This is a genomic window from Gordonia amarae NBRC 15530 (genome assembly GCF_000241345.1).
Lineage (GTDB): Bacteria > Actinomycetota > Actinomycetes > Mycobacteriales > Mycobacteriaceae > Gordonia > Gordonia amarae.
Window position 1 is genome coordinate 1 of the sequence record NZ_BAED01000050.1, and the last position, 26,364, is coordinate 26,364.

General features: G+C 67.2%; 28 protein-coding genes. 7 read left to right on the plus strand and 21 right to left on the minus strand.

What is annotated here, in order from left to right; all coding sequences use genetic code 11:
• Positions 1 to 171 precede the first annotated feature (171 nt).
• The 3 genes from GOAMR_RS13930 to GOAMR_RS13940 are packed head-to-tail and all read right to left on the minus strand — an operon-like array spanning position 172 to position 3,835.
• Complete coding sequence (locus GOAMR_RS13930; protein WP_005188843.1) at positions 172 to 957, minus strand: CbbQ/NirQ/NorQ/GpvN family protein; 786 nt, start codon at positions 955 to 957, stop codon at positions 172 to 174.
• Complete coding sequence (locus GOAMR_RS13935; protein ID WP_244427414.1) at positions 954 to 2,687, minus strand: nitric oxide reductase activation protein NorD; 1,734 nt, start codon at positions 2,685 to 2,687, stop codon at positions 954 to 956. Before GOAMR_RS13935 ends, GOAMR_RS13930 begins: the two co-directional genes overlap by 4 nt.
• Positions 2,669 to 3,835, minus strand: coding sequence for a spirocyclase AveC family protein (locus GOAMR_RS13940; RefSeq protein ID WP_005188848.1), 1,167 nt, complete (start codon positions 3,833 to 3,835; stop codon positions 2,669 to 2,671). Before GOAMR_RS13940 ends, GOAMR_RS13935 begins: the two co-directional genes overlap by 19 nt.
• Positions 3,836 to 3,985: 150 nt before the next feature.
• On the opposite strand from GOAMR_RS13940, the gene GOAMR_RS25190 reads away from it, so the two are divergent.
• Positions 3,986 to 4,465, plus strand: coding sequence for a MarR family winged helix-turn-helix transcriptional regulator (locus tag GOAMR_RS25190; RefSeq protein WP_005188851.1), 480 nt, complete (start codon positions 3,986 to 3,988; stop codon positions 4,463 to 4,465).
• Here GOAMR_RS25190 and GOAMR_RS13950 read toward each other — a convergent pair.
• The 4 genes from GOAMR_RS13950 to GOAMR_RS13965 all read right to left on the minus strand — a co-directional run bounded on the left by GOAMR_RS13950 (position 4,462) and on the right by GOAMR_RS13965 (position 7,845).
• A complete protein-coding gene (locus tag GOAMR_RS13950; RefSeq protein WP_040515321.1) occupies positions 4,462 to 5,544 on the minus strand; it encodes an ABC transporter ATP-binding protein in 1,083 nt (360 codons plus the stop codon). The two genes, GOAMR_RS25190 and GOAMR_RS13950, sit on opposite strands and share 4 nt — an antisense overlap.
• Before the next feature lie 323 nt (positions 5,545 to 5,867).
• Positions 5,868 to 6,674 (minus strand): ABC transporter permease, encoded by an 807-nt coding sequence (locus GOAMR_RS13955; protein ID WP_138943738.1) that lies wholly within the window; start codon positions 6,672 to 6,674, stop codon positions 5,868 to 5,870.
• Positions 6,671 to 7,444 carry a molybdate ABC transporter substrate-binding protein gene (gene modA / locus GOAMR_RS13960; RefSeq protein ID WP_005188860.1) on the minus strand — a complete coding sequence of 258 codons (774 nt, stop codon included), beginning with the start codon at positions 7,442 to 7,444 and terminating at the stop codon, positions 6,671 to 6,673. The genes GOAMR_RS13955 and modA overlap by 4 nt, the downstream gene beginning before the upstream one ends.
• Complete coding sequence (locus GOAMR_RS13965) at positions 7,441 to 7,845, minus strand: TOBE domain-containing protein (protein WP_040515358.1); 405 nt, start codon at positions 7,843 to 7,845, stop codon at positions 7,441 to 7,443. Before GOAMR_RS13965 ends, modA begins: the two co-directional genes overlap by 4 nt.
• Before the next feature lie 169 nt (positions 7,846 to 8,014).
• Between GOAMR_RS13965 and GOAMR_RS13970 the strand changes: the two genes are divergently transcribed.
• Entirely contained in the window at positions 8,015 to 9,040 is a 1,026-nt protein-coding gene (locus GOAMR_RS13970) for an ATP-binding cassette domain-containing protein (protein WP_005188866.1), read from the plus strand.
• Positions 9,037 to 9,891 (plus strand): ABC transporter permease, encoded by an 855-nt coding sequence (locus GOAMR_RS13975; RefSeq protein WP_005188867.1) that lies wholly within the window; start codon positions 9,037 to 9,039, stop codon positions 9,889 to 9,891. Before GOAMR_RS13970 ends, GOAMR_RS13975 begins: the two co-directional genes overlap by 4 nt.
• A gap of 13 nt (positions 9,892 to 9,904) precedes the next feature.
• Here GOAMR_RS13975 and GOAMR_RS13980 read toward each other — a convergent pair whose 3' ends face one another.
• From GOAMR_RS13980 to GOAMR_RS13990, 3 genes are all read right to left on the minus strand, one after another.
• Positions 9,905 to 10,390 (minus strand): hypothetical protein, encoded by a 486-nt coding sequence (locus GOAMR_RS13980; RefSeq protein WP_138943739.1) that lies wholly within the window; start codon positions 10,388 to 10,390, stop codon positions 9,905 to 9,907.
• Positions 10,391 to 10,553: 163 nt separating this feature from the next.
• A complete protein-coding gene (locus GOAMR_RS13985) occupies positions 10,554 to 11,918 on the minus strand; it encodes an ROK family transcriptional regulator (RefSeq protein WP_005188871.1) in 1,365 nt (454 codons plus the stop codon).
• Between the two features lie 399 nt (positions 11,919 to 12,317).
• Complete coding sequence (locus GOAMR_RS13990; RefSeq protein ID WP_005188874.1) at positions 12,318 to 13,673, minus strand: FUSC family protein; 1,356 nt, start codon at positions 13,671 to 13,673, stop codon at positions 12,318 to 12,320.
• Positions 13,674 to 13,751: 78 nt separating this feature from the next.
• On the opposite strand from GOAMR_RS13990, the gene GOAMR_RS13995 reads away from it, so the two are divergent.
• The gene (locus GOAMR_RS13995) at positions 13,752 to 14,225 is read left to right on the plus strand and encodes a MarR family winged helix-turn-helix transcriptional regulator (RefSeq protein WP_005188880.1); all 474 of its coding nucleotides are present in this window, start codon (positions 13,752 to 13,754) and stop codon (positions 14,223 to 14,225) included.
• Positions 14,226 to 14,366: 141 nt separating this feature from the next.
• Complete coding sequence (locus GOAMR_RS25195; protein WP_005188883.1) at positions 14,367 to 14,510, plus strand: hypothetical protein; 144 nt, start codon at positions 14,367 to 14,369, stop codon at positions 14,508 to 14,510.
• Positions 14,511 to 14,584: 74 nt separating this feature from the next.
• Here the strand turns inward: GOAMR_RS25195 and GOAMR_RS14000 are convergent, their stop codons facing one another.
• The 4 genes from GOAMR_RS14000 to GOAMR_RS14015 all read right to left on the minus strand — a co-directional run bounded on the left by GOAMR_RS14000 (position 14,585) and on the right by GOAMR_RS14015 (position 17,662).
• Entirely contained in the window at positions 14,585 to 14,980 is a 396-nt protein-coding gene (locus tag GOAMR_RS14000; RefSeq protein ID WP_211599627.1) for a PIN domain-containing protein, read from the minus strand.
• On the minus strand, positions 14,977 to 15,225 hold the full coding sequence (locus tag GOAMR_RS14005) for a type II toxin-antitoxin system Phd/YefM family antitoxin (RefSeq protein ID WP_005188885.1): 249 nt from the start codon (positions 15,223 to 15,225) through the stop codon (positions 14,977 to 14,979). Before GOAMR_RS14005 ends, GOAMR_RS14000 begins: the two co-directional genes overlap by 4 nt.
• 232 nt (positions 15,226 to 15,457) lie before the next feature.
• Positions 15,458 to 16,465 carry an Rpn family recombination-promoting nuclease/putative transposase gene (locus GOAMR_RS14010; RefSeq protein WP_005188888.1) on the minus strand — a complete coding sequence of 336 codons (1,008 nt, stop codon included), beginning with the start codon at positions 16,463 to 16,465 and terminating at the stop codon, positions 15,458 to 15,460.
• 102 nt (positions 16,466 to 16,567) lie between these two features.
• On the minus strand, positions 16,568 to 17,662 hold the full coding sequence (locus GOAMR_RS14015; protein ID WP_005188891.1) for a MerR family transcriptional regulator: 1,095 nt from the start codon (positions 17,660 to 17,662) through the stop codon (positions 16,568 to 16,570).
• A gap of 85 nt (positions 17,663 to 17,747) precedes the next feature.
• On the opposite strand from GOAMR_RS14015, the gene GOAMR_RS14020 reads away from it, so the two are divergent.
• A complete protein-coding gene (locus tag GOAMR_RS14020; protein WP_005188894.1) occupies positions 17,748 to 18,440 on the plus strand; it encodes a histidine phosphatase family protein in 693 nt (230 codons plus the stop codon).
• 89 nt (positions 18,441 to 18,529) lie between these two features.
• Positions 18,530 to 19,945, plus strand: coding sequence for an ATP-binding protein (locus GOAMR_RS14025; protein WP_005188897.1), 1,416 nt, complete (start codon positions 18,530 to 18,532; stop codon positions 19,943 to 19,945).
• Here the strand turns inward: GOAMR_RS14025 and GOAMR_RS14030 are convergent.
• The 7 genes from GOAMR_RS14030 to GOAMR_RS14060 all read right to left on the minus strand — a co-directional run bounded on the left by GOAMR_RS14030 (position 19,942) and on the right by GOAMR_RS14060 (position 26,341).
• A complete protein-coding gene (locus GOAMR_RS14030) occupies positions 19,942 to 20,949 on the minus strand; it encodes a phosphotransferase family protein (RefSeq protein WP_005188900.1) in 1,008 nt (335 codons plus the stop codon). The two genes, GOAMR_RS14025 and GOAMR_RS14030, sit on opposite strands and share 4 nt — an antisense overlap.
• On the minus strand, positions 20,946 to 22,163 hold the full coding sequence (locus GOAMR_RS14035; protein ID WP_005188903.1) for an acyl-CoA dehydrogenase family protein: 1,218 nt from the start codon (positions 22,161 to 22,163) through the stop codon (positions 20,946 to 20,948). The genes GOAMR_RS14030 and GOAMR_RS14035 overlap by 4 nt, the downstream gene beginning before the upstream one ends.
• Positions 22,164 to 22,256: 93 nt before the next feature.
• Positions 22,257 to 22,928 (minus strand): TetR/AcrR family transcriptional regulator, encoded by a 672-nt coding sequence (locus GOAMR_RS14040; RefSeq protein WP_138943740.1) that lies wholly within the window; start codon positions 22,926 to 22,928, stop codon positions 22,257 to 22,259.
• Between the two features lie 74 nt (positions 22,929 to 23,002).
• Positions 23,003 to 24,298: an alpha-hydroxy-acid oxidizing protein gene (locus tag GOAMR_RS14045; RefSeq protein WP_005188909.1), complete on the minus strand. Its 1,296-nt coding sequence runs from the start codon at positions 24,296 to 24,298 to the stop codon at positions 23,003 to 23,005.
• A 128-nt stretch (positions 24,299 to 24,426) separates the two neighbouring features.
• Positions 24,427 to 24,846 (minus strand): hypothetical protein, encoded by a 420-nt coding sequence (locus GOAMR_RS24830; RefSeq protein WP_138943741.1) that lies wholly within the window; start codon positions 24,844 to 24,846, stop codon positions 24,427 to 24,429.
• Between the two features lie 115 nt (positions 24,847 to 24,961).
• Positions 24,962 to 25,435 (minus strand): hypothetical protein, encoded by a 474-nt coding sequence (locus GOAMR_RS14055; RefSeq protein WP_005188913.1) that lies wholly within the window; start codon positions 25,433 to 25,435, stop codon positions 24,962 to 24,964.
• A gap of 285 nt (positions 25,436 to 25,720) precedes the next feature.
• Entirely contained in the window at positions 25,721 to 26,341 is a 621-nt protein-coding gene (locus GOAMR_RS14060; RefSeq protein ID WP_040515364.1) for a LysE/ArgO family amino acid transporter, read from the minus strand.
• Positions 26,342 to 26,364: the final 23 nt, after the last annotated feature.

Consider the following 26,364-nt stretch of genomic DNA (forward strand, 5'->3'; position numbering starts at 1 on the left):
CGACATTGTTCTCTCACGAGGTTTCGAGGCTCGTCGCTTGCGCTCCTCGCACCTCAACCGGCGGGGGGGCTCGCACCTCAACCGGCGGGGGGGTGGGCTCGCACCTTCAACCGGCGAGAGGGGGTTCGCACCTCAACCGGCGAGAGGGGGCTCGACCGACGGGCCAGTGCGTCAGTCTGGAAGATACAGTGCGAGGAGTTCGGCCAGCCGCGCGCCGACGGCGCGATCGTCGGTCAGCGGCGCGACGATCGCGGCCTGCGCGGCCTCGGGCAGCGGCAGTCCCGCCTCCGTCAGCCGGGCGGCAGCGATCAGCACGCGCGTCGAGGACACCTCGCGGATACCGGGCACATCGAGGCGCCGGATCGCCTGGGCGAACCGGACCAGGTCGGCCGCCACCTGACGGCTCGTCCCGCTTTCGGCCGTGACGATGCCGATCTCCACCTCCTCACTCGGATAGTCGAATTCGATGCCGACCATCCGCTGCCGGGTCGAGTCCTTCAGGTCCTTGAGGACACTCTGGTAGCCGGGGTTGTACGACACGACGAGGCAGAAACCGGGTGCGGCGGTGAGTGTTTCACCGAGCCTCTCGATGGGCAGTTCCCGACGGTGGTCGGCGAGCGGGTGCAGCACCACGGTGGTGTCCTGACGCGCCTCCACCACCTCGTCGAGATAGCAGATCGCACCGGTACGCACCGCCCGTGTCAGCGGACCGTCCACCCACTCGGTGTCGCCACCGCGCAGCAGGTACCGCCCGACGAGGTCGGCGGTGGTCAGGTCGTCGTGGCAGGCGACGGTGATGAGCGGGCGGCCCAGGTCATGTGCCATCGCCTCGACGAATCGCGTCTTCCCGCATCCTGTCGGCCCTTTGAGGAGGACCGGAAGCTGTTGCGCGTAGGCTGCTTTGAACACCCTTTCCTCATTGCCGACGGGCTGATAGTACGGACGTTCACTGGTCATCGAGATGATGATCCTTTCTGGTACTCGGCGGATTTCAGTGCCGAACGAAACAGCCGGGTGATGACGGGTGCCAGCAGATCGGGCCGGGGCACCGCGGCGTGGGCGGCGGTGCCGAAAACCTCCCGCAGGTCGCCGGAACCCGTCGTGGCGCCGACGGTCAGGCACAGACATCCAGTGCCCTGCGACCGGACCTCGGCGAGTGCCCGGCGTACGTCCTGCGCGCCGTAACCCAGGTCGTAGCCGTGATCGAACGCCAGGCCGTCGGAGACGACGACGAGCAGCCGCCGGGTGGTTCCGGCGTGAGCGTCGATGATGGCGGCGCCGTGCCGGATCGCCGCGCCGAGCCGGGAGTAGCCGCTCGGGGCGAGCGCGTCGAGTCGGCCCAGCATCGGCAGGTCGCTGCGTTCGTCGAAGGTCTTGCAGGCGTGAATCCGGACGTCCCGCCGGCCCTGCGACGAGTAGGTGTACACGGCCACCCGGTCCCCGAGCCGGTGCATGGTGGTGGCCAGCGCCGCGACGGCGGCGCGCTGATGCTCGTGCACCCGGATGCGGCCCACCCCGAGTTCGGCGGCCGACCCCGAGATGTCAAGAAGGATCAGCGCCGACAGGTCACGGCGGCAGCGGACGGTGGCGAGGTAGAAGGTGTCGCCGGGGTCGGTCCCGGCCAGTACGTCCACCCGGCTCTCGACGGCGGCATCGATGTCGATGTCGTCTCCGTACCGTTGCCGGTGCCGGGTGTCGATTCCGGCCCCAAGCCGCGATAGTGGCCGCTGCAATCCCAGATCCGCTGCCGTCGAGTCGGTTCCGTGAATGTCGTCGGCGGCGATCTCGCGCACCGTGCACCAGTCCGGGCGGTGGCGGCCGAGGCGGGCATCCCATTCGGGATACCGGAACGTCATACCGCGGGGGCCGTCATCGGCTCCGGCGGTGCCCGCGGTGGCGGCATCGGGGCTGGTGGACAGTCGGCGGGCCGCCGGGTTGGGTGCGCCGCCGCGCGAGGTGGAGTCGCCGCCGATCGGTCCGTCGGTCGTGACCCGACCCGAACCGCGGATGAGCTTGCGCATCAGGCGGGCACCGAATGAGCTCCCCGGACCGTCGAGAATCAGATCCGGGGTCTCGGGAATGTCCTGATCGGGACGCTGTGGGGACGACTGTTCGCCGGCGCTTCCGACCCCACCGTCGTCCTGGTTGTGCGCCCGCCCACCGGATCGCTCTGTTGTCTCAGCGGATTCGTTACGTCGGACCATGGTGAGAACGTCGCGGGGACGCAGTTCCCCCATCGCGAAAGCCGCCTCGGGAATCGGGCCACGGGATCGAGCACGCTCGAGCGACTCGGCCGATGATCGAGCATGAGATTCGGCAATGACCATGTGCTGCAACGAGCGCGGCAGCAGGTGGCCGAGTCCGGCGACCGCGCGCGGCCCCTCGATGGCGAGGTACCGCGCGCGGATGCGGGACTTGCGCAGCAGGGGCCGCATCAGGTCCGCCGACAGGCTGCCCGAACCGATCAGCGCCGCCTGCACCACCACCGTCTCGACGAGGACGGCCGGGTCCAGGTCCGGGTCGACGGTGATGGTATGGCCGTCCGACCAGGCCGGCTCACCCGCCGGGCCCGCGACCACCTCGACGGCCCGGCCCGCGAGCGCCGAGGCGATCAGCCCGTACCGGGCGGGATCTGTTGCGCCCGGTACGGACTCACCGGACAGATGCACTATCCGTCCGTCCGGCACCGGTCGGATTCGACGGTTACCGACGTCGGCCGACCATCGGGCTGCCCGATCTGCCAATCGCTGGCCTTACCCGGCGTAAACGGTCCCTGTGCACCCTGGGATTCGTAATAGCCCTTGGGGTCCCACGTCTTGGCCTCCGGATACGGCCACGGACAGGCAACGGTGTCCGCGGCACCCGTGGCGCGGACGAGCCAGAACACGGAGCTGAAGGTCATCATCGCGGTCGTGATCGTCACCAGCATCACCAGGAACGTGGCTAGCGTGGGTCGCTTCGCGTGCAACCGGAATCGCTGGGCGATCTTCTCCGCCTGCGACTTTCCGGTGTCATCGCGGTAGAGCAGCACCGACGCCGGGATCATGATGATGGTGATCAGCACACTGGCCATCAGCATCGGGAACTGGCTGTTCTTGCCGACGTCAATGGAACCGAACTCGATGACGTGGGAGTAGGTGAGGAACTGGGTCCGGGTCAGCAGAACCTCTTGTGCCGCATCCCAGACCGCGCCGATGACGAAGGTCATCAGTGCGATGGAGATCAGCGGATGACGCCACACGAACGCGTCGGGGCCGCGGCGGCGCTGAATCGCCTTGAGCAGCGGCATCGCCAGGAAGTACGGCAGCAGCACATACGGGGCGTAGATGACCGATGTCAGCGGCATGATGATCGGAGAGATATTGAGCCACGGTATATCTCGCGGGAAGTGCCACAGATCGGGGTTGTAGACCAGGCCGATCATCCAGTTGTTGATCGGATCCCACCAGAACAGGGTGGAGGAGACCAGGACCATCAGGATCGTGGGATGACCGGGGTGCCGCCGCCACACCAGCGCCGACACCACAATCGTGATGGCCAGCAGGACTGCGCCGAGGACCTGCCCCCAGAACACGAAGTCGATGGCCGACCACAGCGGTTCCACGGGCGGCGGCTTACCGGCTCCGTCCGGGTTCACGTTGTCGGGCGAGGCCGGCCCGTTGCGCTGCGCGGTCGCCAGGATCAGGACGGTCAGCGCCAGGAACAGGACCCAGCCGGTGATGGCCTTCCACGACAGCGGTTTACGCCCACCGCCCGAGGGGATCGGTGGTGGCGCCCCCGATGCGGGCGGTTCGATGATCTCCGGCGTCGACTCGTGACTCTTCGATGTTGTCATGCCACTCCCGCTGGTCGCGATCTGGTAATGCTCGGGCGTTCGCTCGGCCCGGCAGGTGATGTGTCGGCGATCACTCGCCTCGGCAGCGAGTGTAGACCAGTATGTTCAGAAAGTGAACTATTCAGATTTCGCAGTAGTACTATCGCTGTCGTGAGCGACATCATCGATCCGGCCGACACCGACATGATCGCGTTCCTCGGCGCCGCCTTCGACGTGCAGCGTGTCGTGGCAGGCCTGTTGCTGCCCGTCGCCCGGCAGCATCAGCTCACCGAACGCACGCTGACCATCATCGTCCTCGTCCACGCCGGCCTGGACCGGCCCAGTCTGCTGGTCGACTTCCTGAGCGTGTTGCCGAGCACGATGAGCTCCGACGTCGACAAACTGGTGCGCGCCGGACTGATCCGCCGAGTCCCGTCCCCGGACGACCGTCGCGTCACCCGGCTGGAGGTGACGCAGGCAGGTATCGACCTGGAGCAACGGGTACTGAAGGAACTGCACACCCATTTCAGCGCGCGGGTCGCCGGGGTGTCGGTCGAGGAGTTGCGTACCTGCGTCAGCACCCTGCAGAAGATCAGCGGCGGCCCGCACCCCGACCTGCCCGATGAGATCTGCCGACCCTACGCAGATTAGGGCGCCAATCCGTACACCCGCACGTCGGCGGCCTTGACCACTAGTTCCACCGACAGACCCGGCACCAGACCGAGGTCGGCGACCGCGGCCCAGGTGACCTCCGCGGCCACCGATTGCCCGCCCACATCGCAGCGCACCAGGGCATGCTCACCGCGCGGTGCGACATCGACGATGGTGCCGCGCAACACCGTTCGCGGTGATCCGGGCGCGGCACGCAGATATACGGCCACCGCTCGCGGTGAGAACGCCGCCGCGCCCCGCTCCCCGATCACCATCGGCGCGGACGCGGTGCCGCTGACCCGTTGACCGGACTCGCCGACGACCCCGACCGGATCATCGGCGCTGTCCACGGTTCCGGTGAACAGATTCAGCCCCGACAGGGTGGCGGTGAACCGGCTTGCCGGACTGGTCAACACCTCCCTGGTCGGCCCGGACTCGACGACCACTCCGCCGTCGAGCACCAGCACGTCGTCGGCAAGACTCACCGCGTCGACGAGGTCGTGCGTGACCATGACGGTGATGCGGGTGCGGTCGGCCAGGATGGACCGCAGCAGCGCCCGCAGCCTGCCGGCCACATCCACGTCGAGTGCCCGGAAAGGTTCGTCCAGCAACAGAATCCGTGGCTGCGCGGCGAGCGCCCGCGCGATCGCCACCCGCTGCGCCTGCCCACCGGACAACTGGCCCGGCTTCCGGTCGGCGAGTTCGGCCACCTCGGTGGCCGCCATCCACTTGTCCACCCGGTTCGCGACCTCGGCCCGGGACAGATGCCGCGCCGACGGCGCGAACGCGATATTCGACCGCACACTCAGATGCGGGAACAGCCCCGCGTCCTGCGACAGCATCCCCACCCCCCGCCGGTGCGCCGGCATCGTCGTGTGACTGTCCCGAAACACCCTCTCGCCCAGCGCGATCCGGCTCCCCTCATCTCCTGGCAGCAGCCCGGCGAGCACCCGCAGCAGCGTCGTCTTGCCCGCCCCGTTCGGCCCCACCACAGCCGTCGTACTCCCCGCCGCGAACCGTCGCTCAACCCGCAACGGCGGCACCATATTCCGGATATCAACCTCGAGATCACCCACCACGCACCCCCGCTCCCTCCGCCAGTTGAGGCGCGAGCAGTACCGGCGCTCCCGTCGCCAGTTGAGGCGCGAGCAGTACCGGCGCTCCCGTCGCCAGTTGAGGCGCGAGCAGTACCGGCGCTCCCGTCGCCAGTTGAGTCGCGAGCAGTACCGGCGCTCCCGTCGCCAGTTGAGTCGCGAGCAGTACCGGCGCTCCCGTCGCCGGTTGAGGTGCGAGGAGCGCTAGCGACGAGCCTCGAAACCCCGCAACAGAACAATGTCGTCTCACCGGGTTTCGAGGCTCCTCGCCCAGCGGCTCGTCACACCTCAACCAGCGACGGGATCGGTCATCCACGTGGGGACACCTTTCCGCGGCGGCTGTGCACCCCGACCACCACGATCAGCGAGATCAACACCAGCACAAGGGACATCGGGATGGCCTGTTGCGGGTCGTCGATGGCGGCGACGTAGATGGCCAGGGGCGCGGTCTGGGTGATGCCGGGCGCGTTGCCGGCGAAGGTGATGGTGGCGCCGAACTCGCCGAGCGCCCGCGCGAACGACAACACCAGACCGGCCAGCACCGACGGGGCGATCAACGGGACGGTCACCTTCCACAGCACCCGCGTGGGCGAGGCCCCCAGTGTCGCCGCCACCTCCTCATATCTGGTGCCCGCCGTCCGCAACGCACCCTCGACGCTGATCACCAGAAAAGGCAGCGCCACAAAGGTTTGCGCCAGAACCACGGCCGTCGTCGTGAAGGCGATGTCTATCCCGGCCTCCCGCATCGGCGAACCGAGAATGCCGAGTCTGCCGAACGTGTACAGCAGCGCGAGACCCCCCACCACCGGTGGCAGCACCAGCGGCAGCAGTACGAGGGACCGGACGATCCGCACCACCGGCCCGTCGTGGCGCGAAAAGATCACGGCCATCGGCACTCCCAGCACCACGCACAGCACGGTGGTGGCGGCCGCGGTCTGCAGCGACAGCCGCAACGCATCCCGTGACGACTGCGACGTCACCTGCTCGGCAAAGGTGTCCCACGGGGTCTTCAGCACCAGCGCGAGCGGCGGGAGCACGATGACGGTGAACCCCACCGCCGCGATGAGATACACCCACCACGGTGCGGGCGGCCGAAGGCCCCGCAGCCGCGTCACGGCTTGCCGAATCCCGCGTCCCGCAGGATCTTCTGGCCCGCCGCACCGGTGACGAGTTCCACGAACTCCTTACCGAGCGCCTCGTTGGCCGCCCCGGACACCGTCGCGATCGGGTACTTGTTGACCACCTCCGCGAACGCCGGGTCGGTCACCGTCGCCACCTTGTCGCCTGCCGACTCGGCGTCGGTGACGTACACGAGCCCGGCGTCGGCCTGCCCACTGGTGACCTTGGTGAGCACCGCCGTCACCGACTGCTCCTCTGATGCGGCCTTGACGGTGACGCCGGTGTTCTTCTCGACGGCGTCGGTCGCGTTCCCGCACGGCTGCGCCGACTGGCAGACCACGGTGGTGACTCCGGCCTTGTTCAGATCGGCAATGGAGGCAATGCCTTTCGGGTTGCCGGGCGCGGTGACGATGACGAGTGTGTTGGTGGCGAAGATCGTCGGGCCGGTTGCCTGGTCGCCGAGCTTGTCCATGTTCTTCTCGTCGGCGGAGGCGAACACGTCGGCGGGGGCGCCCTGCTTGATCTGGTTGACCAGCGTCGACGACCCGTCGAACGACAGCGACACCGTCACCCCGGCGTGCTGCTTCTCGAACTCGCCGGCGATCGCGGTGAAGGTGTTCTTCAGCGACGCCGCCGCGGACACGTTGAGAGTCACCGGACCCGATGGTGCGGCACTCGACGACGACGCGTCGTCCCCGTCGCCGGACGAGCATCCCGCCACGGTCAGCACCGCAGCCACGACTGTCACGGCGAGCCGCTTCCTCATCGTTGTTCTCCTTTGACCTCGACGATCACTGTCGTCGCCTTGACCACGGCTGTGGCGACACTGCCCGGCTCCAGCCCGAGTTCCCGTACCGCGTCCGAACTCATCAGCGAGGTCACCTCGAACGGGCCGCACTGCAGGGTCACCTGCGCCATCACCGCGTCGGTCCGCACGTCGGTGACCAGCCCGGTGAACCGGTTGCGGGCCGACCGCAGTACCCCGGCGCCGTCGTCGGCCGGTTCCTGCGCCCGCCTGCGGGCCAGTTCGGCGAGCGCCGCACCGTCGACGGTGGTGACGCCCTCGCCGCCGGTGGCGGGCAACTCGCCCGCGGTGATCCAGCGCCGCACGGTGTCGTCGCTGACGCCGAGCAGCGCCGCAGCCTCACTGATCCTGATCCGGGACATACCGGTCACTTTATCCGTATTCACGGAACATGAAGGAGTTAATATCCGATCATGCGGGTTTCCGCCTTCGCACAGTGCATGAAGGCATGAGTGAGCAGCCGATGCCAGGGGCGTTCGGCCCGGAAAATAGGTCGCGGGATGTCCGCTATGCGGCCTACCGTTGATGCCCATGAACAGCCCATCCCGATCGACCTTCGCCATCGAAGCCGACAACCTGGTGAAACGGTTCGGCGACTTCACCGCGGTGAACGGCGTCAGCTTCGCCGTCCCCGAGGGTTCGGTCCTCGGGCTGCTCGGCCCGAACGGCGCCGGCAAGACGACCATCGTCCGCATGCTGGCCACACTGTCCCCGCCCACCAGCGGTTCCGCCCGGATCGCCGGTTACGACGTCGAACGCGAACCCGACCGGGTCCGTCGCAGCATGGGCCTGACCGGCCAGGCCGCGACCGTCGACGAATACCTGACCGGCCGCGAGAACATCCGGCTCATCGGCGGCCTGTACGGCATCGGCCGCAGCGACCTCGCGCGCCGCTCCGACGAACTGCTCGAGCAGTTCTCCCTCACCGACGCCGGCGACAAACAGGCCCGCTCCTATTCGGGCGGCATGCGCAGGCGCCTGGACCTGGCGGTCAGCCTGATCGCCGCCCCACCGGTGCTGTTCCTCGATGAACCCACCACCGGCCTCGATCCGCGCAGCCGCAATGAGCTCTGGGACGTGTTGCGCGCCTTGGTCAACGACGGCACCACCCTGTTGCTCACCACGCAGTACCTGGAGGAGGCCGACCAGCTCGCCGACGACATCGTCGTCATCGACAAGGGTGAGGTGATCGCGCACGGCACCCCGCTGCAGCTCAAGGAGCAGGCGGGGGCGGCCAGTCTCGAACTCACGGTGACCGACGCCGACGACATCGATGCCGCCGCGGCACTGCTCCGCAAGACCGGCAGCGAGGTGTTCGTCGACCGCAATGCCCGCCGCATCACCACCCCGGCGGGCGGTCTCGGCGACCTCACCCGCGTGGCCGGCTGGCTCGACGAGAGCAACATCGCCGTCGACGATCTGGGGCTGGCCCGGCCGAGCCTCGACGACGTGTTCCTTGCCCTGACCGGCCACCGCGCCGAAGACGAAAACACTACCGACACAAACGAATCGGAACTCGCCGCGAGCGGGTCCGGTTCTGGGGAGAAGTCACGATGACCAGCGAATCCACCACCGCCGCAGCGGTCTCGGACCGAACTGTGAACCGGCCCGAGATCCGGCCGACGAGTCTGTGGCGACAGTCCGGACTCATGGTGTGGCGCAACCTGATCTACACCAAACGCATGCCCGAGATGCTCTCGGACGTCACCATCCAGCCGATCATGTTCGTGTTGCTGTTCGCGTTCGTGTTCGGCGCCGCCATCGACGTCCCCGGCGCGTCGTACAAGGAATTCCTGCTGCCCGGCATCATGGGGCAGACCATGATGTTCACCGCATTCATCGTGGCCTCCGGCCTGACCGGCGACCTGGAGAAGGGCATCATCGACCGGTTCCGGTCACTGCCGATCCAGCGCTCGTCGGTGCTGGTGGGGCGGGCGCTGGCGAGTCTGCTGCACTCCTCGATCGGTATCGTCGTGATGGCCGTGACCGGTCTGCTCATCGGCTGGCGGATCCGCACCAACCTCATCGACGGAATCGTCGGATTCGCGCTGGTGCTGCTGTTCGGGTTCGGCATGATTTGGTTCGGCATCCTCGTCGGCTCGTGGCTGCGCACCATCGAAGCGGTCAACGGGTTCTTGTTCTCCACGCTGTTCCCGCTGAGCTTCCTGTCGAATGCGTTCGTGCCCACCGAACCGATGCCCAACTGGCTGGAGACGATCGCCGAATGGAACCCGATGTCCTCGCTCGTGCAGGCTTTGCGGGTGTCGTGGGGCAACGGCCCGGAGATGCCCGATGCCGCTCTGCCGCTGCAACATCCGGTACTGTCGACGGTCATCTGGTCGCTGGCGCTGACCGCGGTCTTCGCCCCGTTCGCGCTGCGCGCCTATACCCGCCGCACGTCCGACTGAACGGGCGCGCCGGTCAGCTCGTGGCGATGGAGATGTAGTAGCTGAAGCCGTGACCGCCCGGGCCGACGCAGCTGAACGACCCGTGAAATCCTGTGCTGCAACTGGATCCGGCGTAGGACACCTTGGATCCGGAGGTCGCCCCGGATCCGCTGGGCACCCCTACCTTGTCGATGGACGGGTTGCCTCCGGGCAGGGTGAACGGTGTACCGATTCCCAGTCCTGGATGCGCGGGCAGCCACGGGCTGTCGATCAGGATCTGCCGCACCCCGAACGGGAGGTAGATGCTCACCTTCCCGATCCCGAGGGACTGCTGCACGGGGACCGACCCGTTCAGGTCGCATCCCACGTTTCCCGAGGGTGCGATCGCACAATTGAATCCGGCCGCCGAGAAGTAGACAGGGCCTCGGGGCGCGGCGTCGGCCACTCCCGCGCCGGCGACGGCGGCGCCTCCCGCCAGAGCCACCGCCGCCGCACCCGCCACCATTCGCCGAACTCTCATCGATGACCTCATGTCCACTCCCATCGCCTCTGCCCCTCGCTGGTTGAGGCGCGAAGAGCCGCTAGGCGATGAGCCTCGAAACCCGGCGAGTCGACAACGTCCGGTCACCAGGTACGTCGGAATCTCAGACCTCTGTGTTACAGGTCATACCGGCCGACCTACCTCAGGCGGTGAGAGCGATTGCCTCGAGCGGATCGGTGTAGATGGCGTCGAGCGACACCGCGCCGGCGGCCTGCTGCTGCACCGTGGTGCCCGACCGGGACACCCGCACGTCGCGACGTTCGGCGACGGACGTCTCCCGGACCGCCTTGGCGAGGGTCGGCAGCGTTGCCGGGTAGTCGGTGAACGCCTGCCCACCGAGGATGATGTGGTCGGGGTTGAAGATGTCGGCGATCAGCGCGACGGTCCGGCCGAGCACCTCGGCACGCTCTTCGAGCAGTGCGCGGGCGGTGGGATCGCCACCCCGGGCCAGTTCGTGTACCTGCTCGACGTCGTGGACGTCGAGACCGTTGGCGACGGCGGCGTCGACGATGCCGGTGTCGGAGGCCGTGTCTTCGAGGCGTCCGGTGCGGCGCGGGTCGAGCAGCCGGGTGCCGCCGACCGGGAAGTGCCCGATGACCGGCGGTCCGGCGGCCGGGGTATGCACGGTGCCGTCGACGCTGAACGCGATGCCCACCATTTCGCGGGCGTAGAAGTACAGGAAGCTGGAGCGCTTGTCGTCGGGGTTGACGACCAGTTCGGCGGCGGCCATCGCCTCCACGTGCGAGGCCACCGACACGGGCAGCCCGAGTGATTCGGCGATCACCCGGCCGACGGGCGCGCCCTCCCAGCCGAGACGCGGATGGTCGACGATGCCACCCTCACCGACCCTGCCGCCCATCGCGACGCCCGCCCACAGGACGCGGCGCCCGGCCCAACGGCCGACGAAGCGTCGGGCGCTGGCTCCGATGGCCTGCAGCGTCTGCTCCGGGTTCTCGGCGGTGGGGGTGGCGATCTGAATGGCACCGACGACCCGATGCAGCAGGTCGTAGGTGGTGATGGCGGTGACCTTATAGCCGATGTGGATACCGACGGTCAGGAAGTCGGTGACATTCAGTTCGAACGGCAGGCGCGGCCGGCCGATGGCGCCGGCCGGTGCCAGATCGGCGCGTTCGCGGATGAGTCCGGCCTTGAGCAGGGCACCGACCTGCCGGTTGACGGTCGAGATCGACAGCCCGGTCTGTGCGGCGGCGTCGTCGCGGAACACCGGACCCGACAGGCGGGCGGCGCGCAGCACGAGCGCGGCCGGTTTGCTGGGAAGCTGCAGCTGAGGCGTCGCGATATGAATCTGGCCTGCCCCCCTTCCCGGAACCGCCCCGTCGGCGAGCGCACGCCGCAGGGGTGTGCTCGATTGTCCCGCATCGCGGGGCGTGGCGGTACGCGGGCGCGCCGGACTCGATCCGTACGCGAGGGGGCGGGTCTGCCGGGGGGTGCGCGGCAGGGTGGTGAAGCTCTCAACGGTACTGGCGCGATCAAGGGTTGCGGTCATGGCTGTGGTGTCCTTGCTGAAGGGCCACACCTGCGCGGTCAACGACGATGTTCACACCGATGGGTGCGGGCACGGTTGAGCGGGCGCCGGCGGGCGAATGTACTGACGGGAGTGCGCGGTAGCGCGCAGGGCGGGACGATCAGTGCATTCGACAGCAACACAGCGGGCGGACCAACGGCAGCCGACAGCCCATGGCGACGGTCACGGCGGTGACATCGCGGGTGGGGTGGCTACGGCTCGTCATGGACCACAAGCTAGCACGCGCCCGGCCCCGATGTATCCCCCCGTTCCCGCCGCGAACGCGGCACGGGGTTTGACGCCGGCTGGGTGGAAATAGGCTTTCACCGGCCCTGTTACCCCCGGGCAAAGGGGCTGTCCCCCTTTGCGTTCACCCTGAACTTAACCGGCCGTGCTTTCCAGAATCCCGTCGATGTCAGGGCGGGTGACGGTAAGAAGCGCGATCACGATCCCGATGACCACCCCGATCAGGGTGTCGAGCACCCGGTCGACGGCGATCGACGGATCGAGTCCGACGCTCAGCGCCGTCATCATCAGCGCCATCGGCGTCACGACGGCCGAGGTGATGGCATAGTTCCAGGGCGCGCAGATCTCGGCGATGATCTGCAGAACGATGATCGCGACGATCGCTCCCCACTGTCCGAGCGGCAACGCCAGCAGCGCCGCGGCGATCACGCCGCCCACGACGTTCCCGACCAGCCGCGCGATCCCCCGCTGCACCGTCCGGTGGTAGCGGATCCCCTGCATCGCGGCCACCGCACCCATCGACGCCCACAGCGGATGCGACAACCCGATCGCCACCGCAACCGCACCACTGATCCCCGACGCCACCACGATCCGCAGGGCGGTATGCACCTGATCGGCGTGCGGCCGACGCGTCAGACACGTCCACACGGACTCATAGGCCACCTGCGTCGCGGCCGGACCCCCTTCCTTGACCCCCGAAACAGCCCCTCCCGGACCACCCTCCTTGACCCCCGAGACATCCCCTTCCGGACCAACCTTCTTGATCCCTGACTCCGAAGCGCCAGAGGAGCGACCAACCTTCTTGATCCCTGAGGCCGAAGCACCAGAGGAGCGACCAATCATCTTGATCCCTGAGGCCGAAGCGACGGAGGAGCGAGGGTCACGAAGGGTCCGGCGAGCCGACAGCCATGACGCCACCACCCCCAACCCCCGCCGAACAACCCCCACAATCCACGGCGACATCGAGGCCGCAACCCCGCACACCACCCCGATCACCGTCGCCACCGCAACCCGACCCACATCCCCGAAGTCCTGCGCGAACCCCACCGACCCGGTCGCCCCGAACACGAACACCACCGCCCCCGGCCCGGTGACGTGCAGCGCCCCGATCAGCAACGACGCCACCCCACCGAGCAGTGACAGCACGGCGATCTCGGTCCAGATGCTCGCGGACATCGCACCGAGCACCGCCCCGCACACCAGCGAGACGACGAGCCCCACCCCCATCACGACCAGCCGACCGAACCGCACCCGGTACGGGTCGGGCCGGCAGAACGCGGACACCAGCGCCCCGAGCGCGGCGAATCCGGCGAGCGAGAACTGCCCGAGCAGCCCACCCACCACGAGCACCACCCCCACCGCGGCCCCCACCCGCAGCGGAACACCGAGCGACGCCTTGGACAGGTCGACCCGCAACGTGTCGGCCAGCGCCGACGGGTGCGCAAGGTTGCGTGCCGCGAACCATCGCGGCCGAGGGATATGGATGTCCATGAGAAGATACTTTACCACTATTTCACCAGTGAACTAGTTTTGTTCTAGACTGGCCTGGTGAACACAGCGTCCGGGGACATGGTCGACCAGATCCAGGCGGAGTGGGCCTCGACCTACCCCGAACTCGACTCGATCCCCGTCGGCGTGTTCGGCCGCATCACCCACATCGCGACCCTCATCGAACATCGCATCGACCGCATGCTGGCGGCCCACGACATCAGCCGGTCCGAACTCGACATCCTGGGCGCCCTCGCCCGCGCCGACCGTCCGCTGCGGGCCTCGGAGGTGGTCTCGACGACGGCGCTCAGCGGCGCGTCGATCACCAAACTCAGCGACGCCCTCGTCCGCCGCGGCCTGCTGCGCCGCGATCGTTCCTCCCGCGACGGCCGCGTCGTCCTGCTGGTCCTGACCGACGAGGGACGCGCGTTGGTCGATGAGGTGATGCCGCTGCGGATCGCCGAGGAGGGCCGCCTGCTGGCCGAACTCTCCGAGGTCGACCAGGCCACGCTCGTCGACCTGTTGCGCCGGGTGAGTGCCCTGCTCAGCGACTGATCCGGCTCCGGAACCATCCGGTCCGGAGTTTCCGAAACCCCGTTGACCAGCATCTTCTCCGAAGTTACCGGAAATTTGCTTGGTTAAATATCCGGTTCGTTGTGCAATGGTTTCGTCCACAACACGAGGGGTTGAACGACCATGGCACCACAGGCCACACAACACCGCACGACCACGCCGGGAAAGTCGGCACTCGCCGGCGACCTGCTCGTCTTCGGCATGGTGATCGCCCTCGTCGCGATCACCCTCATCTTCGTGATCGCGATCGGCGGCACCCCGGCGTAGTCCGCAACAGACGATCTGTCCGGAATCCAGGTGCCGCAATCTCGGCACCTGGATTCCGTTTTGTGTGCTTACCCTCAGCTGGGGTCGTACACAGCCAACGCCAGTTGTTCGGCGACGGCCTGAACATTGCGGTCGTGACTGACCACCACAAGGTCGTCGACACCCGACCTGACCGCCGACGCGAGGTGTATCGCATCAAGGGTCTTCACGTGAGGGCCGATGGCCTCGGCCGCGATCAGCACCGCGTGGTCGAGCCGCATGATGCCGACGTAGTCCAAGATCAGGTCCCGCTCGCGCACGTCATGGCCCTCCCGGCGCAGCACCCTGGTCAACTGCGTCTGCAGGAGCCGGGACGAGATGATGCGGTGGGACGCGTTCTCGACGGTGTCGTCGAACCACCCCTGCGCCGACGGTGAGTCGCCGAAGAGGATCTTCACCGCCATAGATGTATCGAGGTAGAAGGTCGTCACCAATCGCCCTTCATCTCGTCGACGAGCTGGTCAACGGATTCGGCGGTAGTGAGCGGCGTGCGAGGGATGTCGCGGGTACGGGCACCGCTCGTCTTCTTCGGCGGCGCGATCATCGGAGCCGCGCTGGGCACGATGACACCGATCTCCTCGCCCCGTTCGGTGAGCGCGTACGGCTCCCCGTTCTTGACGTCCTGGATCATCTGCGACGGATTCTGCCGCAGTTGCCGCACCCCGATGGTCTTCATCCACCCACGGTACTCCGATGATCTACATAGATCTACATATTTGGATCGCTACAGTAGCCGATGTCGACCACCCTCAGTTCGGCCACGGCCACAGCCGACACGTCGACCCGGAAACGACGCGCATCGAGGTCGACGACTGCACGAATGGATGACCTTCCGAAAGTGGAAGCCCACGCCGGGGGACAGCAGGTGACCGACGATGCAGGATTCCTGAAGGCAGTCTCAATGCCGCTCAGTCGATGATCTGCTCGACAGAGCCGGCTCCCCGCACCAGCCGGATGCTCCACTCACCGATCTGCTCGGTGGTCGCATGCTCGATCCGACCCCGGACCTCTGCATCGAGCTCGCCGAACTTGAGGGTAAGCATGTCGATCAGCAAGCTTGCGCGACCCGAAGCAATCCCCTGCACGATTCCCCGGGCCTCACCGCGAGCCTCACCTTGGGCGATGAGCTGATCTGCTGTTGTCATGGCAACCTCCTCCGCAACGGGTCCGACCGTTGCAGCGAACCGAACCAGCACGTCGACCGGCGTGACACTGACTCTTAAAATGTAGCTGAATACGCCGACCAGCCTCTGGCGGTCGATTTCTGACAGATCCTCGATCCAGTCCTTCAACCACCGCGTGACGTCTGGGTCATCAGTGGCGTTCGCGAACAATGCGAATGCCACCCGGGCGGTGCTGGTCAGTGGACGCGCACGCAACGCAGCTGCGTCGACCTCCGTCAGATCGTCCAACAGAAACCTGAAGCGTGGGATCAGGTCACGTGCAGCCTCGCCCAGACCGTCATCGATATCAAGCAGCCCTGCGATGTCGGTGACCGCCGACCATCGACGGCGCCCCTGATAGATCACCAGCGGCACGATCAGCGGCAACGGGCGCCGGCCGGATGATGCTGCGTGTCGCGCCAGGTGCCGTTCCCAGATACGCACCATGTAGACAAGCATCCGAAACGCCATCAGCGGATCTGGGCTGCTCTGGTGCTCGATCAGCACATACAGATACGCATCCCGTCCGCTGACCGTGGTTGCGAACAACACGTCGGTCTGGCGATGCCTGAGTACCTCATCGACGAAGGTGCCCTCCTGCAACACCAGGCCGTCAAGGTCGATCCTCGCAGCCAAGTCCTGCGGCAGAACCGATCTCAGCTCTGATCCCGCATGCTCCGGATCGCTGAATACGAGACGAAACAGTCCGTCGTGTGGCTGTCCCCCGGCGGACGCCTCCCCATCGGTCGCCATCGCCACACCATAACGACGGCCTCCGGCAACGTCACGGACGGAATCCACAGCGGGAGTCCGACGCCGGGACACGGCACCTCAGATTCCGAGGCGTTGGTGCCCTCACCGTTCACGGGTTCCCCCGGGATCGGTGAGGCTGACCGGCATGACCAGGGTGATCAGGCCGCCGTCGTTGGCCGAACGCACCGTGACCGGCCGGTCGGGGGTGCGCAGGTCGAGGAGGAGGTCGTCGCCGAGGGTGGTGGTCACGGCGGGATACAGGGTGGTGACGGCGAAGGCGATCGCCATGGGCGGACCGGCCACGGTCGCGGGGAGGATCGTGGGCGATGCGTCGCCACCGGCCGGGGCCACCGACAGGGCTGACTCTCCGATCGTGATCGTGATGTGTTCGCTGTCAAGGGTTTCCAGCAGCCGACGAAGGCCGGTTCCCGAGATGATCACCGACGTCGCCGGATCTGACAGCCCTGACAGCATGAGCCGGTAGTCGGGGTACGGCTCTGTTGTTGTCCGGCAATGCAATCGGCTGTCACCGCCAGTGAGGGTCAGCCCGGCCGCCGAATGATCCAGTTCAAGTGTCGGGCAGCGCCGGATAGTCGCCAGTCCCGCACGCAGGTCGTCGACCGATACCGTTGCGGCCCAACCGGTGTCCCCGGTAGCCGCGACGGCCAGGGTACGTATCGCCAACCTGACGCGATCGGTCGCCACGAGCGTGAGAGTTCCGGTTGCGCAGTCAGATTCGATGCGAACCGTGTTCAGGATGGCGTGGTTGCGGTCATCGACGGTTGCGGTGAGAACCTGATCGACGGCCGCGGCGAACACCGGACCACGCACGCGGACCGGTACGTCGCGATGCGCTCCGGCAAGGTCGGCGATGATGGCGGCACCACGGTCGCGGGCCAGCGTGGTGTCGTCGGACAGTTGCCTCAAATGGTCGTCGACAAGCCTGGCGGCCTCGGCCGGTTCGGCGTCGAGGATCTGTGCGACAGCACTGAGCGGGGTACCGATCTCGCGCAGCCTGCGCAGCAACCGTGCCTGGCCGACCTGCCCGGGTGCGTACCGCCGATAGCCGGAGACCCCGTCGACGTCGGCCGGCGGCAACAGGCCCGAGTCCGCGTAGAAGCGCAACGCGCTCGCCGTCAGGCCCGTCGCGCGAGCGAACTCGCCGATGGTCATCAGAGATGGTTCCAGATCAGTCATGGCCACATCCTCAGGTCTCACCCAACGCGAAGGTCAAGCCCGGCAGTTGCAACCGCCCCGGGCGGCAGGCAATAGGGTGACGGGTATGGGTGCTATCTATATCGTCCGCCACGGACAGGCCGATCCGAGTGCGTATGGCGTGGCCGAAGCCGCCGACAGCTCGGCGCCGATCGGCAGTCTCACCGACACCGGGGTGATGCAGGCCAAGATGAGCGGGGCGTTGCTGTCGTCGCTGATCCCGAAGGTCGACGCCGCGTTCACCGGGACGCTGCCGCGCCAGCAGCAGACGATCGCCGCCGTGCTCGACAGCTTTCCGGGGGCGCCCGCGCCGGTGGTCGAGGCCGGCTGGGACGAGTACGAGATCCCCGACTTCGGCAGTGCCGCGACCATCGACGACTTCCGTGACGGTGCCGCCTATCAGCGGATGCTCGACGCACGGCTCGGCGAGTGGATCGACGGCTCACTCGTCCTCCCGGACGGCAGCACCCACGAGACGTACGCCGACTATCGGGACCGCATCCGCAACGCGGCCCGCGCCGCCCACGCCGCCGCCGGTTCCGGACAGAACGTGCTGGTCGCGTCGTCGGCGGGCACGATCGGCGCGCTGATCGCGGAGCTGTGGCAGGTGCCCGACGCCCGCTGGCCGGTGCTGGCGCGGACGATGGTGAACGCGTCGGTGACCAAACTGATCGCGGGCCGCAGCGGCCTGTCGGTGGTGTCGTTCAACGAGCACGCCCACCTCGCCGACCGCGACGGCGGCATCGCCACCTTCCGGTAGCCGCTTACCTCGCCGACTGACGCAGGCGCCGGCGCCAACATACAAACCTCAGTGTTACTATCATCAATGTTAGTAACTTGGAGGTTAGTATGTTTGTCGGACGGAGCGCGCAACTGGCCCGGCTGGGCGGACTCCTGCGGCACGTACGCGACGACGGGGACGCCAAACCCGGGAAAGCACTACTCATCCGTGGCCGGCGGCGCGTCGGCAAATCACGGCTGGTGGAGGAGTTCGTCGAGCACATCGACGTCCCTCACCTGTTCTTTGCCGCGACGGGACGACCGGTGCGCGACGAGCTCAGGCTGTTCGCCGAGGAGGTCGTGGCATCCGATCTGCCCGGAGCCGCGGTCTTCGACGGCGTCGAACTCGCGAGTTGGGACGCGGCGTTTCGACTTCTGGCCTCAGCACTACCAGACGACGGCAGCGTCGTCGTCCTCGATGAGGTCCCCTATCTGATCGCCGCAGATGACGGGTTCGAAGGAACCCTGCAACGGGCATTCGACCGTGAATTGGCCCGCAAACGCGTCCTGCTCATCGGCATCGGCTCCGATCTGGCGATGATGGAAGCACTCAACGAGTACGGTCGGCCATTCCACCAGCGCGCCACCGAAATGGTCGTCCCCCCGCTGACTCCCGCCGAGGTGGCCGAGATCCTCGACCTTCCGGCTGCGGATGCCTTTGACGCGCAACTGATCACCGGCGGGCTCCCGCTGATCTGCAACGAGTGGCCGGCCGGTATGCCACTGATGGATTACCTCGATCAGGCGCTGCGCGACCCGACGTCCGCACTGTTGGTCTCGGGCGAACGATCGCTGGCCGCCGAGTTCCCGTCCGACGCACAGCCGCGTACCGTCCTGGCAGCGATCGGCAGCGGGGAACGCACGTTCACCAATATCGGTCGCGCCGCGGGCAATACGCCGCAAGCCTCACTCAACCGCTCGCTGGCCATATTGCTGGCCAAGAGAATCGTCGCGGCCGATGAGCCGCTCTCGACGAAGTCCGGAGCGAGGGACAAGCGATATCGGATCGCGGACCCTTACCTCCGGTTCTGGCTCTCATTCCTCGGACCACACCTCGACGAAATCGAGCGTGGACGGGGCGACCGTGTCCACGCACGTATCCGCAACTCCTGGACATCGTGGCGGGGGCGTGCGATCGAGCCCACCATCCGCGACGCTCTGGAACGCCTGGTGCCCACCGTCATACTCGATGAGTACGATGCTCCCGGCGTGGTCGGCGGCTACTGGACACGCACCAACAACCCGGAGATCGACATCGTTGTCGGCGACCGCACCCCGAACACCAAGCGCATCATCGCTCTCGGCTCCATCAAGTGGCTGGAGAACGCACCCTTCGACCGCCACGACCTCGGTGCGCTACAAGCGCACCGTACTCAGCTTCCGGGCGCTGCGGTCGACGCCCCGCTCATCGCGGTCGCACGATCAGGGTGCACCGTCGTGGGCGTCACCCACTTCACACCGGAGGAACTGATCACCGCCTACTAGCCGAGTTGCCGGAGGCCGTTGGCGATGAATTCGGCGGTGGCCTCTGCGGCTCGCTCGGCACCGTCGGAGGCCGCACCGGCGAGGGCTCGGTGGGTGATGCCCTCGCCGATCACGCCGAGTTTCAGGTTGGCCAGGGCGAGGTAGAAGTCCCAGTCGCCCAGGTCGATTCCGGCGAGTTCGGCGTAGCGGGAGGCGATGGCGTCGGCCGACGGGTAGCGGTCGCTGGTCCAGGCGGCGTCGAAACCGAGGACGGTGTCGAAGACCGGGGTGCGGTAGACGCACATCAGCGCGATGTCGGTGAGCGGGTCACCGAGCGTGGACATCTCCCAGTCCACCACGGCCCGAACGGTTCCCGGATCGCCCTTGGCGAGGATGGTGTTGTCGACGCGGAAGTCGCCGTGCACGATGGTGTTTCGCGACTCGGCGGGCACCCGCTCCGACAGCGCGGCCACCAGGGTGTCGAGATCGGGAAGGTCGCGAGTCTTCACATGCCCCCACTGCCGGGCCCACAGCTTCACCTGACGACCCGCGAAACCCTCAGGCCTGCCGAAGGATTCGAGACCCACCGAGGCGTAGTCGACGGCGTGCAGCGACGCCAGCGTCGAGACGAGCGCCTCACAGTTGCGGGCCACGTCGTCGTCGGAGAGCGCGGCGAGATCCTGCGCCGAACGCACCACCAGACCGTCGACATACTCGACGACGGTGAACGGCGCCCCGATCACCTCACCCTCGGGGTCGACGGCGACGGTGGTGGCCACCGGCACCGACGTGCCCTGCAGGGCGTGGGTGACGGCCCATTCGCGGTTCATGTCGTGTGCCGACGGGGTGAGTCCACCGGTCGGCGGACGGCGCACCACCCAATTCGACTTGCCGTCGGACACACCGAAAGTCAGGTTGGACTTACCGCCGCTGATGAGGTCGACGGTCAGCTCGCCGGCGACGTCGACGCCCTGGTCGACGAGGAAGGCGCGCAGCTTGGCCGCGTCGAGAGCGGGGTGACTCATGCGCCCGCCCCCTTCGCCTGCTGCGCCTTGCGCCACCGGCCGACGGTGCGCCGGGCGATGGCCCAGCGATGCACCTCGGACGGGCCGTCGTAGATGCGGAACGGCCGCAGTTCGGCCTGCAACCGGGCCAGCGGCAGATCCTCGGACACCCCGAGCCCGCCGCACATCTGGATACTGCGATCGACGATCCTCAGATATGCCTCGGCGGCAAAGGTTTTGGCGATCGACGTCTCGTTGGAGGCGTGCCGGCCGGCGTCGAGTTCGTGGCAGGCCCTGATCAGCAGCGCCCGCGCGGCGGCGAGGTCGATCTCGTTGTCGGCGATCATCTGCTGGATCATGCCGAGGTCGGCGAGCTTGCCGCCGAAACCCTCACGCTGCGCGACATACTCGACGGCCACGTCCTGGCAGCGCACCGCCGACCCCATCCAGCGCATCACATGCGTCATACGGGCGGGCCCGAGCCGCACCTGCGCATACCGGTAACCCTCGTCCACCTCGCCGAGGATGTCCTCGTCGGGAACGAACACGTCACGGAAGCTGACCTCGCAGTGCCCGCCGATCATCGCCTTGTCGGTGGTGTGGATGTGCCGCTGCACGGTGATGCCGGGGGTGTCGGCGGGCGCCAGGAACATCGTCGCGCCGCCGCGGTCGCCGGGCGATCCGGCGGTGCGGGCCATGATGATGAAGAATCCGGCACCGTCGGCGCCGGTGATGAATCGCTTGTCGCCGTTGATCTTCCATCCGCCGTCGACCTTGACGGCCTGGGTGCGCAGCGCGTCGGGATCCGATCCCGCACCCGGCGACGGTTCGGTCATGGCGAACGCCGAGCGGACGATGCCGCGGGCGAGCGGTTCGAGGTAGAGGGTGCGCTGGCGGTCGTCGGCGATGTGGGCGAGCATGTGCACGTTGCCCTCGTCGGGGGCGCCGATGTGCAGGGCGACCGGCCCGAACGTCGAATAGCCCGCGGCCTCGAACACCGGCGCCCGGTCGGACATGGTGAGGCCGAGCCCGCCGAACTCGACGGGTGCGTGCGGGGCGAACACCCCCGCCTCACGGGCGGCGTCGTTCAGTCTGCGGCGTAGATCGTCGCCGCCGGCGGCGGTGACATCGCCGTGGAATTCGTTCTCGACCGGCAGCACGTGCTCGCGGACGAAGGCCGACGTCTTGTCGACGAGGTCGGTGACGGACGTGTCGTAGGTCAGGTCTACAGGCAACGGGCTACTCCTGGTACAGCATCCAGACCGAGCGATCGCTCGGTGATTTGTTACACCATGCCAGGCCGCCGCCGGAACGTCAACGACGAACGCTCAGTCCCCTGTGTACTCCACCAGACAGCGCGCCATGTGCAGATTGCGCCGGATCAGCTCGTCCGCGGCCACCTCGCCGTCGACGTTGAACCAGGTGGACACCCCGACACACATCGTGGCCACCGCCCGCGCGGCGTCCTTGGGATACCGGGTGGCGAAGTCCCCGGACTCGACGCCGGCGAACACGATCTCGTCGACCATCCGTTGCTGCCGGTCCCGGTACCCGATATAGGTCGGCTTGTAACCGGCGTCGAGGCTGCGGATCTCGGTGGACCCGACGAAAGCCTGCGCCTGACGGTACATGTGGAACCGCAGCAGCGACTCGACGACGGCGTCGAAGCGGGCGACCGGCTGGTCCCCCGCCTCTGCGACGGCCTGTTCGGAGCGCGTGAGCAGGTCCGTCATCGTCCGTTCCAGCAGACCCTGCAGCAGCGACTGCTTGGACGGGTAATGGTGATACAGGCCCGGCACCGACAGGTTGGCGCGGGAGGCGATCTCCCGCACCGACGTGCCGTGGTAGCCGTGTTCGGCGAAGGTGTCCAGCGCAGCGGCCAGCGGAACGGGCAATTCGGTCGCTCCGTAGTCCCGCCAGCCTGCCGGTTCGGTCACGGCCACGTCCCGATCGTCGGTGCCCAGATCTTCCTTACCCGGTCCGTCAATCGTGCTGCTCATGCGTACAAACATAGACGCAACCGACGCGCCGACCGAACACTAGCTCTGTTCCCGGGCCTTTCGGAACCAACCCGTTACACCTCCGACAGGGCACTCCGATCCAGGTCGGTGACCGCTGTGTGCCCCGACAGACCCAGCGTGAGGTCGAGCTCGGCGATGATGTTGGTGACCACATCCCGCGCACCATCGGCGCCGTCGATCGCCAGGCCATACATGTGCGGGCGGCCGATGCACGCGGCGTCGGCACCGAGGGCGAGCGCCTTGAAAACATCGGCACCCGTATGGATTCCGGAGTCCACGAGCACCTTGATACGGCCGTCGACGACGGGCGCGATGGCGGCGAGCGCGTCGACGGCGCCGATGGATCCGTCGACCTGACGACCCCCGTGGTTGGACACGATGATGCCGTCGACCCCTGTGTCGATCGCCTGGCGCGCGTCGTCGGGATGCAGGATGCCCTTGAGGACGATCGGCAGATCGGTGCGCTCGCGCAGCCCGGCGATGTCGTCCCAGTTGAGCGACGGCCGCGAGTAGATCGACAGGAACGTCTGCACCGACTCCATCGACTCGGGCGCGGTCAGGTTCTTGAGGAAAGGTCCGGGGATGTTGCGGGCAATCGAGACGAGCGTCCGGATCGCACCCGGCGTGACCTCGGGTTTCTGCTTGTCGACCACCGCCTTGAGCCGCCTGGCGACGATGTCGCGGAACGTGGGGTCGGAGGTGTACTGGTCGATGCCCTCGGCACGGGCGAACGGCAACGACCCCAGGTTCAGGTCCTGCGGCCGCCAGCCGAGCATCGTGGTGTCGAGGGTGACGGCGATCGCCGAGGCCCCCATCGCCTTGGCCCGGGCGAGGAAACTGTCGACCAGATCCTCATCGACCGACCAGTACAGCTGGAACCAGCGCGGGGATCCGGGGCGGATCCGGTCCATTTCCGCCGCAACATCTTCCATCGGCGCGCTGCCCTGGTTGGAGAAGATGTACGGCACCCCGAGCTGGGCCGCGGCCCGGCCGATGAGCACGTCGGCGCGCCTGCGCACCAGCGCACCGGCACCGACCGGGGAGAACAGCACCGGCGCGGGCAGCGTGTCACCGAACAGTTCGATGCCGGTGTTGCGCACCGACACATCACGCAGCACCCGCGGCACGATCACCCGCCGGTCGAGCGCCGCCCGGTTGGCGGTCATCGTCGTCCCCTCGCCCGCACCACCGGCGATATAGGCCCACGCCCGCTCGCTCATCGCCTTGCGGGCGCGGCGCTCGAGTTCGGCATGATCGGTGGGCACCTTGGGCTTCCGGCCGTGAATCCCGTTGACGTAGATATCGTTCTGCCGAATGCGCCCCACACCGGGCGATGCCTGCTCTGCCATCGTGCCATCGTATCGCCGGGCCATCACCGGGTCATCGGATCCGCAGTCCCTGGCACCGGCCGGCAACAGGTGCTGCTCGGGCGGCAGAACTACTGTCGGCGACGGATCCGCTGTCGGCTACGGAACCGTTAGGGACTGCAGAACTGTTTGGCCGCCACCTGGCCACCGACCAATGTCCGCTTGCCGTCCGGCGAGATGAACGGACTGTCGTCCCAGTACAGGGCCAGACATCCACCATCGGTCACCATCCTCCCGGCACGCTTCAGAGCCTTCGGCGCCACCTTCGCGAGGGAACTGTACGGTTTCGGAGCGATGGCCGCGGCCACCGGAAGGATGCCAGAGTCACGCACGAAGGCGGTCTGAGTACGGGTGAGCAGTGTCGCATGGTCCCACACATGACTGTTCAGCGGATGCGGTTTGCCGGACTCATCATTTCCGGGATACCAGCGAACATTCGCATACTGAGTGGGAAAGGATTTCGGCTTTTCGGCAAAGGAAACCCTCACCCAGCCATTCTCGGCGTTCAGCGCCTGTGTGGGTGCGGCCACCGCCGTAGCCGCACCCACACAGACCCCGAAAGCACACACCAGCGAACTCGCCGCGCCAAGAATTCTCTGTCGGTTGACCGATCTCATCGAACGTACCCTTTCATTCATCAGGTGGTTACGCATAACACCCGGACTTTGCAAAAACCTGTACGAATGCCTGACGCTGACGTCCGTCCGGCGCTGTGAATGGCTCGTCCTGCCAAAAGAGCGCCAAGCATCCACCCGCGTTGATCAGCGAGGCACCGAGCGGCAGCACGAACCTGGCCATACCGGCAAGCTCACTGTATGGCTTGGGCGCTACCTGCTGTACCACCGGCAGCACCCCCGAGTCGCGCGCCAGAACCGTCTGCGTGTGGGTCAGCACAGTCACGTGATCCCAGACGATCGAATTCCAGGGCGAAGGCTTCCCCGAAGAATCCGAACTCGGCGCCATACCCCGGTCGGCGAGAATCGTCGGAAATGGATCGTCTTTCATTGTTTTCTGCTCCGGAGCTGCCGCTGCCGGCGATGCCGAACCCACGACCACACCCACCGCGGCAGCCACCGAGCTCAATGCCACCGCCAGTGTGCGAGACCTACCGATACTCATAGCAAAGAATCCTCTCGTCCACGGTCGGGTACGACGGTCACGTACTCGATTGCCGCGATCAGAGAACTCTAAGCCGCAGAGTTTCGATGGTCTCCGCAAGGAACGAACAGACCCGAATCTTGACCCGTTGGGGCTACGTCTATTTCATAGCCGTACGAACGTCAACCGGGCACCGGAAGAATCAACACCATTCCCATGGCGAACATTTTCAATTCAATGACGGCACGGGCGGCAGACCGGCCGGCATGAAAGTAGTCCGGACTCGCCACCCGTCGTATCGCCGCCTCAGACTGTCGCGATGAGCATTGCTCCCATCGCGAACATCACCGCCGCGACAACCGCGTCGAGAAGCCGCCAGGCCCGCGCCGACGCGAAGAACCGGGACAGTTTGCCCGCACCGTAGCCGAGGGCACAGAACCAGACGATGCTGGCGACGCAGCAGCCGATGGCGAACGCCCACTTGGCGTTTCCGTGACTGTTGGCGATGGCGCCGAGGGTGAGCACGGTGTCGAGGTAGACGTGCGGGTTGAGCCAGGTGAGCGCGAGCGCCGTCGCGATCGCGGCCCAGCGACTCGCCGCACCGGTCTCCTCCGCGCCCGCCTCCAGGGTCTCGGTGCCGCGCAGCGCCCGCCGCGCGGCCAGCACCCCGAGGGCCAGCACGTACGCGCCGCCGGCGAGCTTGGCGAACGTGACCGCACCGGGATGGGCAGCCACCAACGCGCCGAGACCGGCCACCCCTGCGACGATGAGCACGACGTCGGAGACCGCACATACCGCCACCACCGCCGGTACGTGTTCGCGGCGCACCCCCTGGCGGAGTACGAACACGTTCTGCGGGCCGATGGCGATGATGAGCCCGGCCCCGGTGAGCAGGCCGGCGAGGGCAGTAAGGAAGTACGTCGTCACGTCCACCAACGCTAGGCACAGCA